The organism is Sphingobacterium paramultivorum (genome assembly GCF_014109745.1).
Taxonomy (GTDB): Bacteria; Bacteroidota; Bacteroidia; order Sphingobacteriales; family Sphingobacteriaceae; genus Sphingobacterium; species Sphingobacterium paramultivorum.
In genome coordinates, this window is the sequence record NZ_CP058555.1 from 3,821,622 (window position 1) to 3,838,085 (window position 16,464).

The window sequence follows — 16,464 nt, forward strand, 5'->3', positions numbered from 1 at the left end:
TTGTTGATAAGTAAGATTAAATAACACTCTTTTTTCCAAAAACATTTACCATGATTCAATAAACAGCTAATATTGCTTAGATTAGTTCTTTTTGCGCTCTGCGGCTGCTTTCAACAAAATATCTTTACTAGCAACCGGCACATTTCCGTCAGCATCAGGTCCAATATTGAGCAACAAATTTCCACCTTTTTCATTTATCTCCCGTAGCTTAGTATTTACTTCTGTAGGAGATTTCCAATTATTATCTGATTTTTTATATCCCCAAGAATTGTTCAGGGTATAACAGGCTTCCCAATCGTAATCCAGTAACGCTCCAGGATGTTCTTGTTCAGGCGTTCCAAAATCTCGCTTAAATTGATCACGCTTTGCTACGCGGTTATTAATGATAAGAGAGGGCTTCAATTTGCGTAGATATTGATAAAGATCTTCTCCTGCGGCCATATCCCACCAATTCACCCAGTCCCCATCAAACCACAGGATGTCAGTATCATACTTAACAACCAATTCTTTCAATTGATTTTTCATGTATTGAATATAAGCGGCTTTCTGTTCTGGCTTAATGAGGATCTGGCCCCAATCTCCTTTACCATTGGGATCGACATATTGCGAATCGTGATGCCAATCGATAATACTGTAGTAGGTACCAAATCTAATCCCAGCTTTCCTACAAGCTGTGGACAGCTCCCGCACGAGATCTCTTCCTTTCATTGGCGTCGAAGCTATATCATAATCTGTATAGGGGGAATCCCACAGACAAAACCCCTCATGGTGTTTGGTCGTCAGGACAATATACTTCATTCCGGCATCCTTAGCCAATTGAACAATACGATCCGCATTGAAGTCCTTAGGGTTCCATGTGTTGATCAGTTCCGAATAGGCTGCCTTCGGAATATTCATTTCCGATTGTATCCACTCGGCATATCCTTTAGTTGAATTCCCTTTATACATCCCTCCAAGTTGACTATAAAGTCCAAAATGAATAAACATTCCATATTTTGCTTCCCTAAACCAATGCATTCGTTCATCAAAATCCTTTTTGGACTCCTGTAAATAATTAACTTGGGCGTTTCCCATGTTCATAAACAACATGGCTATTAGAGAAAGAATACAATGCGTTGCTTTTATCATATTTATATAATTGGTTAATCCAACAAGCTCAAGCGGCTGTCAAATATTCTATTGGTATCTCACGCGCATTCGGCAAATGCTAAACCATTCTGCTATTGCAAAATAAATATAAAAAATATGAACAACACTTTTTATTTATTTCAAATAAGTTACGCTTAGCGTACAGGTCTATACCTGTCACAATTTTATAAAAAATAAAAACTTCCAAAGCAGCTTATCAAACAGTCTATCTGCTATGAAATTTAATATAAATTCTTTCCAAAAAGGATTTATATTTAGTAAAAATATCATTAAAAACCATACTATAGATTGAAATTATGAGTTTAAAGACCTTAATCACAAAAAGCGCAGAGTATAACAACTGGGTCGTTAATAAATACATCAATTGGCTGGCTGATAAATCGGATGACCAACTTAACCAAGAGGTACCTTCAAGCTTCCCGACCATTTTGAAAACTTTAAACCACATCTTGCAGACACAGGAATATTGGTGGAGCCACATTGCAGAAAGCAATGATTTTGATTTTGAAAAAAAGCGAACCACAAAAGAAGAAATATTTGAAGCACTAAGAAGAAGTTCAGTTCAACTTGTGGATTATATACACAAGCTATCTGAGTTGGATCTTGAAAAAAATATCAAAGTGGAATCACCATGGTTTCAATGCGACTTCACGAAATATGAATACATACAACAGCTGATCCTTCACGGAACATATCACAGGGGACAGATCGTTACAATGGGCCGGGCTATTGGAATAACGGATGCCCCAATGACAGACTTTAATTATTGGAATATTTATAAAGATCAACAATAGGGATTGGAGCAACGCCATGGACCAAATTACCAGTAAAGTACAGATCCGAGAAATTGTCGCAGCGGCGAAACAGCAAGGGCAGCAATCCGGTATTGAATGCCTTATATTAAGCTTACAAGAGTGTTTACTGAAAAAGAAAGTACGATTTCCACTTCTGGAGTTCGCGGCCAGGGAAATTATGCTATTCGTGCCTGAGGCCGAGCAATTACACTTGACAGATCGTCTCATTGCCACAACAGAAATGGGAAGTTATGTTTTAACGGGAATAATTCTTCAGCAACGTCTCACCGAACACTTTGAAGAATCTATCCATAAAGCCTGCACCTATATAACCATGGGCAATCAATGGTACGTATGTGATATCATCGGCGAACGCGTACTTGGTCATGCGCTGTTGACTTCACCTAAAAAAGCAATACCATTATTAGAAGAATTAGCTCATCATCCTGATAAATGGATTGTCCGTACCATTGGTGTAGCTACGCACTATGCTGTAAAAAAGGGACTACCAGCCACATACGTAGACATTTTGTTGAAGCTGTTGGTTTCACTATCCAATAAGACAGATTTCCACGTGAAGAAAGGAATTGGCTGGGGGCCAAAACAATCGCAAAGTTTCACCCTAAGCTAGTTGCTTGCTACAGTAAAGTAATTGAATCGCCAGAAACTAAACAATGGTTTCGGACAAAAATTACCATTGGTCTCATTCGCCACAAATTGGGGGCTAAACAGATCCAGTAGGAAGCCACAATGGTTCATCATAACCAATGAAATGAATGCGTGATTTTCTTTGCGATAGTTATACATCAAGAAAGGCGAAGTCTACAATTAAACCGCGCCTTTCTTTATACCTTTAGTCCATATGTAACCGCGCCCTCGGTTATTGGTCTTTTTTCATTGTTCCTTTTTCACGAAGATTAATATGCCAGCTAAAAGCCTCTTCTAGCAAATGTGGTGTATGCCCTCCCCTTTCACAAGCGCGGTTATAATAGTCTGATAGCTGCTCCTTATAATCGGGATGTACGCAGTTCTCAATAATTACTTTCGCTCGCTCACGAGGCGCTAAACCACGCAAATCTGCCAAACCATAATCTGTTACCAAAATATCGACATCATGTTCGGTATGATCTACATGAGAAACCATAGGAACAATATGAGAAATTGCATCCCCTTTAGAGGCTGCCTGTGTAACAAAGATGCTCAAGTAAGCATTGCGTGCAAAGTCACCCGATCCACCGATACCGTTCATGATATTTGTTCCCGACGTATGGGTAGAATTTACGTTTCCATAAATATCAAACTCTATAGCTGTATTAATTGCTATAATCCCCAAACGTTTGATCAGTCCAGGTGTATTGGAAATGTTCTGTGGCCGCAATACAATTTTATCACGGTATCGATCCAAATGATCGAACACTCTTGAATAACACTCTTCCGAAACAGTAATTGAAGAAGCAGAAGCAAAATCCAGTTTTCCAGCATCGATAAGGTCAAAGGTACTATCTTGCAACACTTCAGAAAACATCGTTAGATTACGGAACTTACTATGTATAAATCCGGTCAGAACAGCGTTAGCTACTTTTCCAATACCCGCTTGGAGAGGCATCAAGCTTTCTGACAAATGACCTAACTCTACTTCATTTTCGAAAAACTGTAAAATATGCTTCGCTATCGCTGTAGTTTTGGTATCCGGTTCAGCAATATCGGCTGGGCTATCAAGCTCATTCGTAAACACAATTCCCACCACCTTGCTTGCGTCCAAAGGAATAGTTTTACGCCCAATTTTATTTTCTGGAGCTACAATTGGAATAACATTACGGCGAGGGTAATCTTCCGCTTGGTAAATATCATGTATCCCTTTAATAGTCATCGGTATCGCAGTATTTACCTCCAAAATAACCTGCTTAGCCAATGCAGCAAAAGTAGCCGAATTTCCCACAGAAGTCGTTGGAACAATACTTCCGTCTGATTCTATTGCTGCTACTTCCAAAACAGCAATATCCACCTGAGGCAAATTCTTATTGTGCAGCAATTCGGCTGTTTCGCTTAGATGCTGATCAATAAACAGCACATCTCCAGCATTAATTTTATTACGTAAAATACGGTCTACCTGAAAAGGCATCCGCTTAGATAGTGCTCCCGCTTCCGCCAATTTACCATCCGTTCCATGTCCCAACGAAGCCCCGGTAATCAAGGTTATTTTCAATGGATCCACTTTTGCACGTTCAGCCAAGGCAGGTAACACAACCTTACTGTCTCCAGCCTTAGTAAAACCACTCGACCCAACGACCATTCCGTTTTGAAATAGTTTAGCAGCTTCTTCCGCTGTAATCACTTTATTATGTAAGCTTTGAACTTTTATTCTTTCGTAAGCCATATTGTTATAGTTTGATTTTATTCCATTATTGTAAACTTAAGAAATTGAAACCTATATATTTCCCTTATTGGAAAAGTTCTTTGTTATATTTTCCAACCTCTTAACCAAACAATTTTAGCATTTTTTTCACCTGCATATTTATTACCATTCGACACAAAATTATCCAAACGAGACTAAAAAGTCACAACTCACTACAAATCAAAAATATACAACAAATCACAATAAAAAAATATTTTATATCACACTGATCGATAATATATATCACACTGATAACAAACAACTTACAATAATAAAGATAAAATCAAAGTAAGTAAAGACTAACTCTCCGGTCGATTAATTGCCATTTTAACGTAAGCATACACTCACTTTCAAGAAGTAAAGGTGGGGTATAGTAAAAAAGTCTTACCTTTGTGGTATAGTATTATAGGTTAAAATGAATACACAAGATATAACGACAGATGCTAAATATGTCAACCGCTATTATATGACGGAAGTAGACTCATTTGAAGATAGCATTTACTGTCACCACGCTATTATTGCAGAGAATCATATTTCCGAACACTGCCACGATAAGGACCAATTTTTATATACAGAAGGTGGTGTCGTATTTGTTAAAACAGAGGAAAAATCATATTTTCTACCTGCCCGTCATTATTTGTGGATTCCTGCTGGCATAAAACATAGTATTCATCCAAGTACCCCTGAGGTCGTTATGCGTAATCTGTACTTTCCCAAAGCCAATAATGATGCACCCTTCTACAGTAAAATGGGGATTTATCCAGTAAATGATCTTTTGATAGAGCTGATTATGTTTACCAACCGCTGGAATGGCAATATATTTCCGGTCGAAGAACCTAAATATAGTATCGCTACAGCATTTAAGCTTATCCTGCCGGAATTATCGCTACATGAGCTTCCATTGGCCTTGCCTTATCCTAATCATCAGAAATTAAAGGATATCGTCACTTACCTCGAAGAGAATATAGAGGAAAATGTCAGCTTTAAAAAACTTGCCGGATTATTTAACATTAGTGAACGTACATTAGCCAGACTATTTCAAAAAGAATTAAATATGTCTTTTATCCAGTACTACACGATCCTCAGAATGCTAACCGCTCTTAAGCTCCTTTTAGACGAAAAACTAAGTGTAAATGAAGTTGCACTCAAAGTTGGATACAATAGCCTCCCCACGTTTAGTAACACATTCAATAAGGTCGTCGGTATCCGTCCAAGCGAATATGTCAAACAAAAAGAATTGCTTATTTAAAAATGTTTACCTAATTTAGGTCAATAAACCTAATTCAGGATGAAATTCAAACATATCATTTATAGTGCTGGAATTTTATTGCTTAGCACTTCTTTATTTGCCAAATCTCAAGATAAGAAACCCAAACCCATTCAGTTATTCAATGGGAAAGATTTGAAGAACTGGACCCCAAAAATCAGAAACCACAAAGTTGGGGATAATTACAAAAATACATTTCGTGTAGAAGACGGTTTACTCAAGGTAAGATATGATGGTTATGATAATTTCAATTTTCAGTATGGCCATCTCTTCTACAATAAAGAATTCTCTGCTTATTTGTTGCGTGTCACTTACAGATTTGTCGGTGAACAGGTAAATGGTGGCGAAGGTTGGGCTTGGCGTAATAGCGGAGCCATGCTACATGGACAGAATCCTAATACTATGGGTGTGGATCAAGACTTTCCGATATCTATAGAAGGGCAACTGTTGGGTGGAAATGGCAAGGACGAACGGACCACAAGTAACCTTTGTACACCAGGCACAAACGTTGTGATCGACAATAAGCTATTCACACCGCATTGCATTAGCTCAACATCAAAAACCTATGCTGGAGATCAGTGGGTAACTGCTGATTTTTTGGTCTTGGGAGACTCTCTTGTGCAGCATATCCTTGAAAACAAGGTCGTATTACAGTATAATAAACCCCAAATTGGTGGCGGCAATGTAAGTGGTTTCGATCCTAAAGTGAAAAAAGATGGTCAGCTTTTAAATAAGGGAACTATTTCACTTCAGAGTGAGAGTCATCCCATTGATTTCAAAAAGGTGGAACTTTACGATTTAGAACCTTACATGAAAGATCCCAACAAATTGAAAAAGATCATCGCTGAGTTACTTCCAAATTTGCAGCAATAAATACAATGTAGGTCAGTTTTAAAATAAAAAAGCATCGATATCCGATGCTTTTTTATTTACCATTCGCTTGGAAAGAGAAATCCAAAGTATATAACATAAAGAAAAGGGATACAGCGAGCTGTACCCCTCTATATCTGTACGAAAAGCTTACGCTAAACCGTTAACAAATTTTGTTAACTTAGATTTGTTGTTAGAAGCTTTTTTCTTGTGGATCACATTTTTCTTTGCCAAACGATCAAGCATAGAAATTACGCGTGGTAACAATGTTTTTGCTTCTTCTGCAGAAGTAGTGTGACGTAATTTTTTGATTGCGTTACGTGTAGTTTTTGCTTGGTAACGGTTTCTTAAACGTTTAGTAGCGTTTGCTCTAATTCTTTTGATCGCTGATTTATGATTTGCCATTTTTTTTAGCTAATTTTTATTCAATTTTTTCTTGTAATTCGGACTGCAAAAATAACACCTTATTTTCAATATTCAAAATCTATTTTATTTTTTAGGTTTAGTATATTTGCGACATGCAAAAATTATCGATGGATGAACTTCAACGTACAGATGTTGAATCGTTTAAAAAACAAGAAAAAACTCCTATCACAATCGTTATGGACAATGTACGGAGCATGCATAATGTGGGCTCGGCCTTCCGTACTGCAGACGGATTTGCTATTGAAAAAATACACTTGTGTGGCATTACCGGCACACCTCCCCATCGCGAAATCGAAAAGACGGCCCTCGGGGCAACCCAATCGGTCGCTTGGGAATACCACAAAGATACCACAGCTGTTGTTGATCAGCTTCGGATAGAAGGGTATGTCATTATTGCCATCGAGCAAGCAGATGATAGTGTTATGTTACATCAGTTTGAACCAGAAAATGACAAAAAGTATGCGTTGATTTTTGGAAATGAGGTCAATGGAGTCGATGAGAATGTCATGGAAAAAATTGATACCTGCATCGAAATCCCCCAATACGGGACTAAACATTCCTTAAATGTATCTGTCGCAATTGGCATTATTCTTTGGGATTTTATCCAAAAACGCAATTTCAATTAAAAATTTATCAATAAAGGTCACATTCCTATTCACATTGCTTCCATTTTAGAAAGCAAAATAGTAGATTTGTGTGCAAAATTTAAAGAAGAAATGAGTGTATTAGTTAATAAAGATTCAAAAGTAATCGTTCAAGGTTTCACTGGAAACGAAGGTACTTACCATGCTACTCAAATGATTGAGTACGGAACAAATGTAGTTGGTGGTGTTACTCCTGGTAAAGGTGGTCAACAACACTTAGACCGTCCTGTATTCAATACTGTGCAAGATGCAGTTGACACTACAGGAGCTAATGTTTCTATTATTTTTGTACCTCCAGCATTTGCTGCAGATGCGATCATGGAAGCTGCCGCTGCTGGTATCGAAGTGATTGTTTGTATTACAGAAGGTATCCCAACAAAAGACATGATCCAAGTAAAATCTTACTTGAGCGACAAAAACTCTCGTTTGATCGGTCCTAACTGCCCAGGTATCATCACTGCAGACGAAGCTAAAATCGGTATCATGCCAGGATTTATCTTCAAAAAAGGTAATGTGGGTGTTGTTTCTAAATCAGGAACTTTAACTTACGAAGCCGTAGATCAAACTGTAAAAGCAGGATTAGGCATCACAACAGCAATTGGAATTGGTGGTGACCCTATCATTGGTACAACAACGAAAGAAGCTGTTGAATTATTAATGAATGACCCTGAAACTGAAGCGATCATCATGATCGGTGAAATTGGTGGCGGAATGGAAGCTGAAGCTGCTCGTTGGATCAAGGAACACGGTACTAAACCTGTTGTTGGATTTATCGCAGGTCAAACAGCGCCTCCAGGACGTCGTATGGGACACGCTGGTGCAATTGTAGGTGGTGCAGATGACACTGCTGCTGCAAAAATGAAAATCATGCGTGAGTGTGGTATTCGTGTTGTTGAATCTCCAGCTGAAATTGGAAAAGCAATCGCAGAAGAATTGGCTAAATAATTAGACCATCGAGCATATAAAAAAAGGGAATCAAATTTGATTCCCTTTTTTTATACCTAATAATTAGATGACAACATTAACTAGACATTGCTTCGTCTGCCGATGGTCCATATAAGCCCGGTACAGCAATATCCAATAATCGCAAATAAACAGTCAACTGACCACGATGATGAACAATATGATTATTGACAATAAAACGTATCGCTCCAGCTCGTGGCAAACGGGCAATCTCATGGTCCCCAGCTTTAAGCACCCATTCATTAAACCAATCCGATTCGGCGATATCCTCTAGTGTTGCCTTGTTCTCTTCCAGTCCAAGAGTGAGGATTGTTTTCAACTCTTCTACTGAGGATACCTTGAGAGGCTTATAATCTACTTTAAAATCAAAATACGTCCTTTGGTATTGCCTTGTGTACCCAGTTATATAACTCGACAACATGAGCGGCCAATTCGCCCAAACTCATCGATTTTTCGTGTGGGCGCCAATCCAATTTATCGTCCGGTATCCGTTCTAGAATACGTTTGGTATTTTTTGTTTCGTGATCCAATTCGATCAAATAGCTCCTTTTGATACTCATATAAATACTAATTCATTAATTGAAAATCTTTTAATACGGTAACAGTATAGGGGAATTCCACAGCCTTATGTGCTGCCGCTCGCGCAATCTCTCCCTCTACATAGGTTACCTTGAGCGGCAAAAATGTATTGTTCAGTACATTTTCATGGAATAATGCCTCATACCAGGTGCAGGCAGCAACGAAACGTCCGTAGTTCAGATTTAGGTGATAGCCATCACGCGTAAAATGATCCCCCACAAAACTCGAACGCGCATTTTGAACAGCTGTACCCGAAGGAATCAAAAGATCGAAATTACCCCAGTTAAACACCTCTTGCGAAGTATTGGCAATAGCCCTATACATACTATCTTGGCTACGGTTATAGCGAACAAAACCTTCATGCGATGAACCGTTCTGATATGCCCAAGTTTGATGCAATATATACTTAGTTTCAGGAAATAGAATATGTTTTGTCACATAATCATATAAAGGCGGTAGATCCTTCGCATACGAATCATAATCTCCTGATAGCGGACTTGCTTGCTGAAAGCTAATATAATCCCAAGCCTCATCGATAAGCGCTTCAGATAAGCGCTCATTCGCTTTCTCGGACATTTGCCCGTCAAGATTTATTTTGCGGTAGCGATAAGCCGGCTTATCTTCTTTTGCGTTACTTACATGTAAACTTAAAGGAGCTCCCCCAATATAGAGATTGCCGATCACTATCTTTTTCTTGCCGGCTTTCGCCAATTCATATAAATTCTGTTCGATAGCATCTTCCGAGAAACTATTACCGATGGCCAATATTCGTAGCACACCATCATCTAAAGATTTATTTTGCGCATTTAATCGATTATTCTTCAAAAAGAATACGATTAAAAAACCAAAAACCAATACCTGTTTTACTTTTATCATCATATAATGCAATAACAACTAAATTAGATAATATCTCGTAGAAATACGAATGATATACCTAGAAAGGGAGATTTCCTCCCATCTGTAAGCTATCGAGATAGCAGCTGGGACAGGGGTATTTGCCGATAAAGCTTAATAATAGTATAGAATAGCTGTATAGCATGTAATTCTGAGAGCTATATCTGTAACCACTACCTGTATACTTCCCAACAGTCGGATAGCATATACAACTGCTTATTACAAGTAGCTACTGCAAGGCCATTGATATACAGCAATACGATACAGATGAAAAACAATATAGCTTGATAAGGATAGTAGCAGAACAGGATATTCCCCCAATAATTACGAGTAGTCCTTGCTGTACTTACCGATATACGGCTATAGGACACTCGTGAAAAGCAATAAGGTTTGACACGGTCAGTGAAGGCTGTAGGATTGCTGTCCACTGGATTACAATTCCCCTTGGCTACAAGGATGCTCCATACCACTGAGGACAATGAGAGTTGCGCAACAGCTGCCGATGGACAATGCTCATCGACGACCGGGAAAAGTATCCAAACGAAAGAAGCCCTTGACTGTTTCCAGCAAGGGCTTCCGTGTAAAAAAAGGCACCGACCTACTCTCCCACCTGTTACGGCAATACCATCGGCTCTGGCGGGCTTGACTGCTCTGTTCGGAATGGGAAGAGGTAGACACCGCCGATATAGGCACCTAAAAATCTTTATTGGCTGATCTATGATATTCATATCATCTTATTCATGCCAACTGACATAGCTATTGAAAGAGGTTCGTTTCTTGTTTGTTTCAAAAATTAAAGAGGAAGACAACAGTGTCTGTCTGCTTGAGAAAGCTTCGGGCTATTAGTACCACTTGGCTTTGGTCTCTCAACCTTTACACCTATGGCCTATCAACGTAGTCATCTTCTACGACCCTATAAGGAAGTCTCATCTCGTGGCTAGTTTCGCACTTAGATGCTTTCAGCGCTTATCTATTCCAGACGTAGCTACCCTGCCGTACACCTGGCGGCATAACAGGTTCACCAGAGGTCTGTCCAACCCGGTCCTCTCGTACTAAGGTCAGATCCACTCAAACTTCCAACGCCCACAACAGATAGGGACCGAACTGTCTCGCGACGTTCTGAACCCAGCTCGCGTGCCACTTTAATGGGCGAACAGCCCAACCCTTGGGACCTTCTCCAGCCCCAGGATGTGACGAGCCGACATCGAGGTGCCAAACCTCCCCGTCGATATGAGCTCTTGGGGGAGATCAGCCTGTTATCCCCAGCGTACCTTTTATCCTTTGAGCGATGGCCCTTCCATACAGAACCACCGGATCACTATGTCCGTCTTTCGACCCTGTTCGACTTGTCGGTCTCACAGTCAAGCAAGCTTATGCCATTGCACTCCACGTACGGTTACCAAGCGTACTGAGCTTACCTTTGAAAGCCTCCGTTACCTTTTTGGAGGCGACCACCCCAGTCAAACTACCCACCAAACAATGTCCTCGGCATGACCGAGTTAGAAACCGAATACAGAAAGGGCGGTATTTCAAGGTTGATTCCATGACTCCTGGCGAAGCCACTTCAACATCTCCCGCCTATCCTACACATCCTGTACCCAATCTCAATGTTAAGCTATAGTGAAGGTGCATGGGGTCTTTCCGTCCCGTTGCGGGTAATCGGCGTCTTCACCGATACCACAATTTCACCGAGCTCATGGCTGAGACAGCGCCCAGATCGTTACACCATTCGTGCAGGTCGGAACTTACCCGACAAGGAATTTCGCTACCTTAGGACCGTTATAGTTACGGCCGCCGTTTACTGGGGCTTCGATTCAATGCTTCTCTTGCGATGACATCCCCTCTTAACCTTCCAGCACCGGGCAGGTGTCAGGCCTTATACTTCATCTTGCGATTTTGCAAAGCCATATGTTTTTGTTAAACAGTCGCCTGGGCCTTTTCACTGCGGCTGCTCATCGCTGAGACAGCGCCCCTTCTCCCGAAGTTACAGGGCCATTTTGCCGAGTTCCTTAGCCATGACTCACTCGAGCACCTTAGGATTCTCTCCTCGACCACCTGTGTCGGTTTGCGGTACGGGTCTTCATAACCTGAAGCTTAGCGGGTTTTCTTGGAAGTCTGTTTACCTGCTCTATCAGCGCCACCGGAGCTTTGCTGTACTATTGGGTTTCAGCAGGGTCGGCGGATTTGCCTACCGTCCCTATACCTACGCCTTTCAACGAACTATTCCGTCAGTTCGCGGCAGTGTCACTACTCCGTCACCACATCGCAGTTATGAAGAGTACTGGAATATTAACCAGTTGTCCATCGGCTTGCCCCCTTCGGGTGCGCCTTAGGTCCCGACTGACCCTGATCCGATTAACGTTGATCAGGAAACCTTGGTCTTTCGGTGGGCGGGTTTCTCACCCGCCTTATCGTTACTTATGCCTACATTTGCTTTTCCATAACCTCCACAGTTCATTGCCAAACTGCTTCTCCGGCGATGGAATGCTCCCCTACCAGATGCACCTAAGTGCAAATCCATAGCTTCGGTACCGTTCTTGATGCCCGTTTATTATCCACGCCCGGCCGCTCGACTAGTGAGCTGTTACGCACTCTTTAAATGAATGGCTGCTTCCAAGCCAACATCCTAGCTGTCTGGGCAACCGGACCTCGTTAGTTCAACTTAGAACGAATTTGGGGACCTTAGCTGATGGTCTGGGTTCTTTCCCTCTCGGCCTTGGACCTTAGCACCCAAAGCCTCACTGCCGGCTATATTTGATAGCATTCGGAGTTCGTCTGGATTTGGTAGGATTTGACTCCCCCGCACCCAATCGGTAGCTCTACCTCTATCAAACTCTACGCCGACGCTGTTCCTAAAAACATTTCGGGGAGTACGAGCTATTTCCCAGTTTGATTGGCCTTTCACCCCTACCCTCAGGTCATCCGGAAACTTTTCAACGTTTATCGGTTCGGTCCTCCATTACATGTTACTGCAACTTCAACCTGCCCAAGGGTAGATCACAAGGTTTCGCGTCTACCTCATCTGACTATGCGCCCTATTAAGACTCGCTTTCGCTTCGGCTGCGTCCCTGAAGGACTTAACCTTGCCAGACAAGAGTAACTCGTAGGCTCATTATGCAAAAGGCACGCTGTCACAGAACTTGTCTGCTCCAACCGCTTGTAAGCACACGGTTTCAGGTTCTTTTCACTCCCCTGTTCGGGGTTCTTTTCACCTTTCCCTCACGGTACTGGTTCACTATCGGTCTCTCAGGAGTATTTAGCCTTACCAGATGGTGCTGGTGGATTCCCACAGGATTTCTCCGGTCCCGCGGTACTCAGGATACCACTATGTCAACATTCTTTACCTGTACGGGGCTCTCACCCTTGTCGCGCAGTTTCCCACCTGCTTCCAGTTCATAGCGCTGTACAATGTCGTGGTCCTACAACCCCGACCATGCCGTAACATGATCGGTTTGGGCTCTTTCCCGTTCGCTCGCCACTACTTGGGAAATCATTGTTATTTTCTTCTCCTACGCCTACTTAGATGTTTCAGTTCAGCGCGTTCGCGTTTTATACGACTATTCTTCAAATAGTCAGGTTGCCCCATTCGGAAATCTCTGGATCAAGTCGCATTTGCCAATCCCCAAAGCTTATCGCAGCTTATCACGTCCTTCTTCGCCTCTGAGAGCCTAGGCATCCCCCGTGTGCCCTTATTTACTTTCTTCACCGGCATAGCCTTTTGCTACTATGCGGCTGCTTTTGATATATATACACGTATGCTAGGTTCGGGATCGTTCGGCCTTGACCGAGGGTCTCTCCCTTACTTCAAACACATACACGTATTGTCTCTATACTGTTGTCTTCTCTTGTAATTTTTTTTCTCTTTCAATATGTCAAAGAACTCTTTTTCCGGTTTATTTTAGGAGCATCTGTCGATGCTCCTCCCGGAGATGTGGAGAATAACGGATTCGAACCGTTGACCCCCTGCGTGCAAGGCAGGTGCTCTAGCCAGCTGAGCTAATTCCCCTCTTTTTTTCGTAGTCCCGAGCAGATTTGAACTGCTGACCCCTACATTATCAGTGTAGTGCTCTAACCAACTGAGCTACGGGACTAGCTTATCTTGTTCATCTCTTTCTCTCGGTCCTGCTCCTTTCGGGGCGGGCACTTTCTTCTGATGTTTTCTCTTTTTGCAATCATATGTAACGTGACGAGTACCGATCCGCGATACTCTAGAAAGGAGGTATTCCAGCCGCACCTTCCGGTACGGCTACCTTGTTACGACTTAGCCCCAATTATCGGTTTTACCCTAACACGCTCCTCGCGGTAACATGCTTTAGGTACCCCCAACTTTCATGGCTTGACGGGCGGTGTGTACAAGGCCCGGGAACGTATTCACCGCGTCATTGCTGATACGCGATTACTAGCGAATCCAACTTCATGGGGTCGAGTTGCAGACCCCAATCCGAACTGTGAATGGCTTTTAGAGATTAGCATCATATTGCTATGTAGCTGCCCGCTGTACCATCCATTGTAGCACGTGTGTAGCCCCGGACGTAAGGGCCATGATGACTTGACGTCGTCCCCACCTTCCTCACTGTTTGCACAGGCAGTCTGTTTAGAGTCCCCACCATTACATGCTGGCAACTAAACATAGGGGTTGCGCTCGTTGCGGGACTTAACCCAACACCTCACGGCACGAGCTGACGACAGCCATGCAGCACCTAGTTTCGTGTCCCGAAGGACGAATGCGTCTCTGCATTCTTCACTAACTTTCAAGCCCGGGTAAGGTTCCTCGCGTATCATCGAATTAAACCACATGCTCCTCCGCTTGTGCGGGCCCCCGTCAATTCCTTTGAGTTTCACCCTTGCGGGCGTACTCCCCAGGTGGATAACTTAACGCTTTCGCTTGGACGCTGGCTGTCTATCGCCAACATCGAGTTATCATCGTTTAGGGCGTGGACTACCAGGGTATCTAATCCTGTTCGATCCCCACGCTTTCGTGCATCAGCGTCAATACCAGCTTAGTGAGCTGCCTTCGCAATCGGAGTTCTAAGACATATCTATGCATTTCACCGCTACTTGTCTTATTCCGCCCACTTCAAATGGATTCAAGCCCATCAGTATCAAAGGCACTGCGATGGTTGAGCCACCGTATTTCACCCCTGACTTAATAGGCCGCCTACGCACCCTTTAAACCCAATAAATCCGGATAACGCTCGGATCCTCCGTATTACCGCGGCTGCTGGCACGGAGTTAGCCGATCCTTATTCTTCCAGTACATTCAGCTTCCTACACGTAGAAAGGTTTATTCCTGGACAAAAGCAGTTTACAACCCATAGGGCAGTCATCCTGCACGCGGCATGGCTGGTTCAGGCTTCCGCCCATTGACCAATATTCCTTACTGCTGCCTCCCGTAGGAGTCTGGTCCGTGTCTCAGTACCAGTGTGGGGGATTCTCCTCTCAGAGCCCCTAGACATCGTCGCCTTGGTAAGCCGTTACCCTACCAACTAGCTAATGTCACGCGAGCCCATCTCTATCCTATAAATATTTAATAGCTAACCGATGCCGGTCAGATATGTTATGCGGTGTTAATCTCTCTTTCGAGAGGCTATCCCCCTGATAGAGGTAGGTTGCTCACGCGTTACGCACCCGTGCGCCACTCTCACCGTCTTCGAGCAAGCTCTCCGACGGATCCCGTCCGACTTGCATGTATTAGGCCTGCCGCTAGCGTTCATCCTGAGCCAGGATCAAACTCTCCATTGTAAAATGAAGTTTTTGATTCCAACTATTTACATAATCAGAATTCTTTTTTTTATATCTCTGATCTTGGATCGAATTGAACTAATTCTTGAATTTGTTCATGACTTTCGTTTGTCTACTCGTCACGCTTACATGATTGTGTTTTCTTAAAGAACTTTTCGCGCTTCAACTTCCGTATCCGCTATATTCCGATAGGCATTGCGCCCCTCTTTATCGTTTTGTTTTTCCCTTCGTTTCCGTTGGGACTGCAAAGGTAGAAATCTTTTTTGAACTTCCAAAAACTTTTTCAAGTTTTTTTTCTTTTCCCTTTTTTCGATTTCCGCGTTTAAAATAAACTGAGCGGGATTTTAAATCCTGTCAGGCTTCTCTTAAACCCTTCTTTTTTCATCGTTCCCTCTTTCGGGGTAACCGTTCCTCCCTTGCGGAGTGGTGCAAAGATAGGGAGTTTACTAACAAACTTCCAAGCCTTTTGTTTATTATTTTTTAACATTAAGGTTAACTAACTGTAACATTGAACGATTCATTTAAGATAGATATGCATTAAGCCGTCCAATCAGGTAAAATTAACCAATTAAACGGCCAAGCTGCTTGCTATAAATTTCAGTTTGCCCCCCTCCCTTAACAAGCAATTTCACAACTAAAAGGGCAAGTTTAAATACATTTTACTACGTTCTTCTATATCATATAAGGTCGCTATAGAAACAAAAAAGGTCCAGACGAATGTCTGGACCTTTCTATATAAAA

The 16,464-nt window shown here is 42.2% G+C and carries 13 protein-coding genes, 2 tRNA genes and 3 rRNA genes; 6 read left to right on the plus strand and 12 right to left on the minus strand.

Going from position 1 to position 16,464, the window contains the following annotated elements; translation table 11 throughout:
* Positions 1-81: 81 nt before the first annotated feature.
* Entirely contained in the window at positions 82-1,128 is a 1,047-nt protein-coding gene (locus HS960_RS16080; protein WP_153847875.1) for an alpha-L-fucosidase, read from the minus strand.
* Between the two features lie 317 nt (positions 1,129-1,445).
* Between HS960_RS16080 and HS960_RS16085 the strand changes: the two genes are divergently transcribed.
* Both HS960_RS16085 and HS960_RS16090 read left to right on the plus strand, forming a co-directional pair.
* Positions 1,446-1,943: a DinB family protein gene (locus tag HS960_RS16085; protein ID WP_153847874.1), complete on the plus strand. Its 498-nt coding sequence runs from the start codon at positions 1,446-1,448 to the stop codon at positions 1,941-1,943.
* A 16-nt stretch (positions 1,944-1,959) separates the two neighbouring features.
* Entirely contained in the window at positions 1,960-2,574 is a 615-nt protein-coding gene (locus tag HS960_RS16090; protein ID WP_202883695.1) for a DNA alkylation repair protein, read from the plus strand.
* Positions 2,575-2,823: 249 nt separating this feature from the next.
* On the opposite strand, the gene HS960_RS16095 is transcribed toward HS960_RS16090, so the two are convergent.
* Positions 2,824-4,320: a succinate CoA transferase gene (locus tag HS960_RS16095; RefSeq protein WP_153847873.1), complete on the minus strand. Its 1,497-nt coding sequence runs from the start codon at positions 4,318-4,320 to the stop codon at positions 2,824-2,826.
* 433 nt (positions 4,321-4,753) lie between these two features.
* Here HS960_RS16095 and HS960_RS16100 point away from each other — a divergent pair, with 433 nt between their 5' ends.
* Together HS960_RS16100 and HS960_RS16105 are read left to right on the plus strand one after the other, a co-directional pair.
* The gene (locus HS960_RS16100) at positions 4,754-5,587 is read left to right on the plus strand and encodes an AraC family transcriptional regulator (RefSeq protein ID WP_153847872.1); all 834 of its coding nucleotides are present in this window, start codon (positions 4,754-4,756) and stop codon (positions 5,585-5,587) included.
* A 39-nt stretch (positions 5,588-5,626) separates the two neighbouring features.
* Positions 5,627-6,478 carry a 3-keto-disaccharide hydrolase gene (locus HS960_RS16105; RefSeq protein WP_153847871.1) on the plus strand — a complete coding sequence of 284 codons (852 nt, stop codon included), beginning with the start codon at positions 5,627-5,629 and terminating at the stop codon, positions 6,476-6,478.
* 147 nt (positions 6,479-6,625) lie between these two features.
* On the opposite strand, the gene rpsT is transcribed toward HS960_RS16105, so the two are convergent.
* Entirely contained in the window at positions 6,626-6,880 is a 255-nt protein-coding gene (gene rpsT / locus HS960_RS16110) for a 30S ribosomal protein S20 (RefSeq protein ID WP_046671646.1), read from the minus strand.
* Between the two features lie 113 nt (positions 6,881-6,993).
* Here rpsT and HS960_RS16115 point away from each other — a divergent pair, with 113 nt between their 5' ends.
* Together HS960_RS16115 and sucD are read left to right on the plus strand one after the other, a co-directional pair.
* Positions 6,994-7,527 carry an RNA methyltransferase gene (locus HS960_RS16115; protein WP_153847870.1) on the plus strand — a complete coding sequence of 178 codons (534 nt, stop codon included), beginning with the start codon at positions 6,994-6,996 and terminating at the stop codon, positions 7,525-7,527.
* A gap of 90 nt (positions 7,528-7,617) precedes the next feature.
* Complete coding sequence (gene sucD, locus HS960_RS16120; RefSeq protein ID WP_153847869.1) at positions 7,618-8,490, plus strand: succinate--CoA ligase subunit alpha; 873 nt, start codon at positions 7,618-7,620, stop codon at positions 8,488-8,490.
* Positions 8,491-8,566: 76 nt separating this feature from the next.
* On the opposite strand, the gene HS960_RS16125 is transcribed toward sucD, so the two are convergent.
* The 9 genes from HS960_RS16125 to HS960_RS16160 all read right to left on the minus strand — a co-directional run bounded on the left by HS960_RS16125 (position 8,567) and on the right by HS960_RS16160 (position 16,010).
* Positions 8,567-8,827, minus strand: a complete 261-nt coding sequence (locus HS960_RS16125; protein WP_227550317.1) for a DinB family protein — start codon at positions 8,825-8,827, stop codon at positions 8,567-8,569.
* 46 nt (positions 8,828-8,873) lie between these two features.
* The gene (locus tag HS960_RS26810; protein ID WP_200845703.1) at positions 8,874-9,068 is read right to left on the minus strand and encodes a DinB family protein; all 195 of its coding nucleotides are present in this window, start codon (positions 9,066-9,068) and stop codon (positions 8,874-8,876) included.
* A gap of 7 nt (positions 9,069-9,075) precedes the next feature.
* Entirely contained in the window at positions 9,076-9,966 is an 891-nt protein-coding gene (locus tag HS960_RS16130) for a DUF4886 domain-containing protein (RefSeq protein ID WP_227550316.1), read from the minus strand.
* 600 nt (positions 9,967-10,566) lie between these two features.
* A 5S ribosomal RNA gene (gene rrf / locus HS960_RS16135) occupies positions 10,567-10,678 on the minus strand.
* 126 nt (positions 10,679-10,804) lie between these two features.
* Positions 10,805-13,684: ribosomal RNA gene (locus HS960_RS16140) — 23S ribosomal RNA — on the minus strand.
* A gap of 229 nt (positions 13,685-13,913) precedes the next feature.
* Positions 13,914-13,987, minus strand: a tRNA-Ala gene (locus HS960_RS16145).
* An 11-nt stretch (positions 13,988-13,998) separates the two neighbouring features.
* Positions 13,999-14,072, minus strand: a tRNA-Ile gene (locus tag HS960_RS16150).
* A gap of 121 nt (positions 14,073-14,193) precedes the next feature.
* Positions 14,194-15,723 (minus strand): 16S ribosomal RNA (locus HS960_RS16155).
* The 16S, 23S and 5S rRNA genes sit together here with 2 tRNA genes alongside, the layout of an rRNA operon.
* 143 nt (positions 15,724-15,866) lie before the next feature.
* Positions 15,867-16,010 (minus strand): hypothetical protein, encoded by a 144-nt coding sequence (locus HS960_RS16160; RefSeq protein ID WP_153848835.1) that lies wholly within the window; start codon positions 16,008-16,010, stop codon positions 15,867-15,869.
* Positions 16,011-16,464 lie beyond the last annotated feature (454 nt).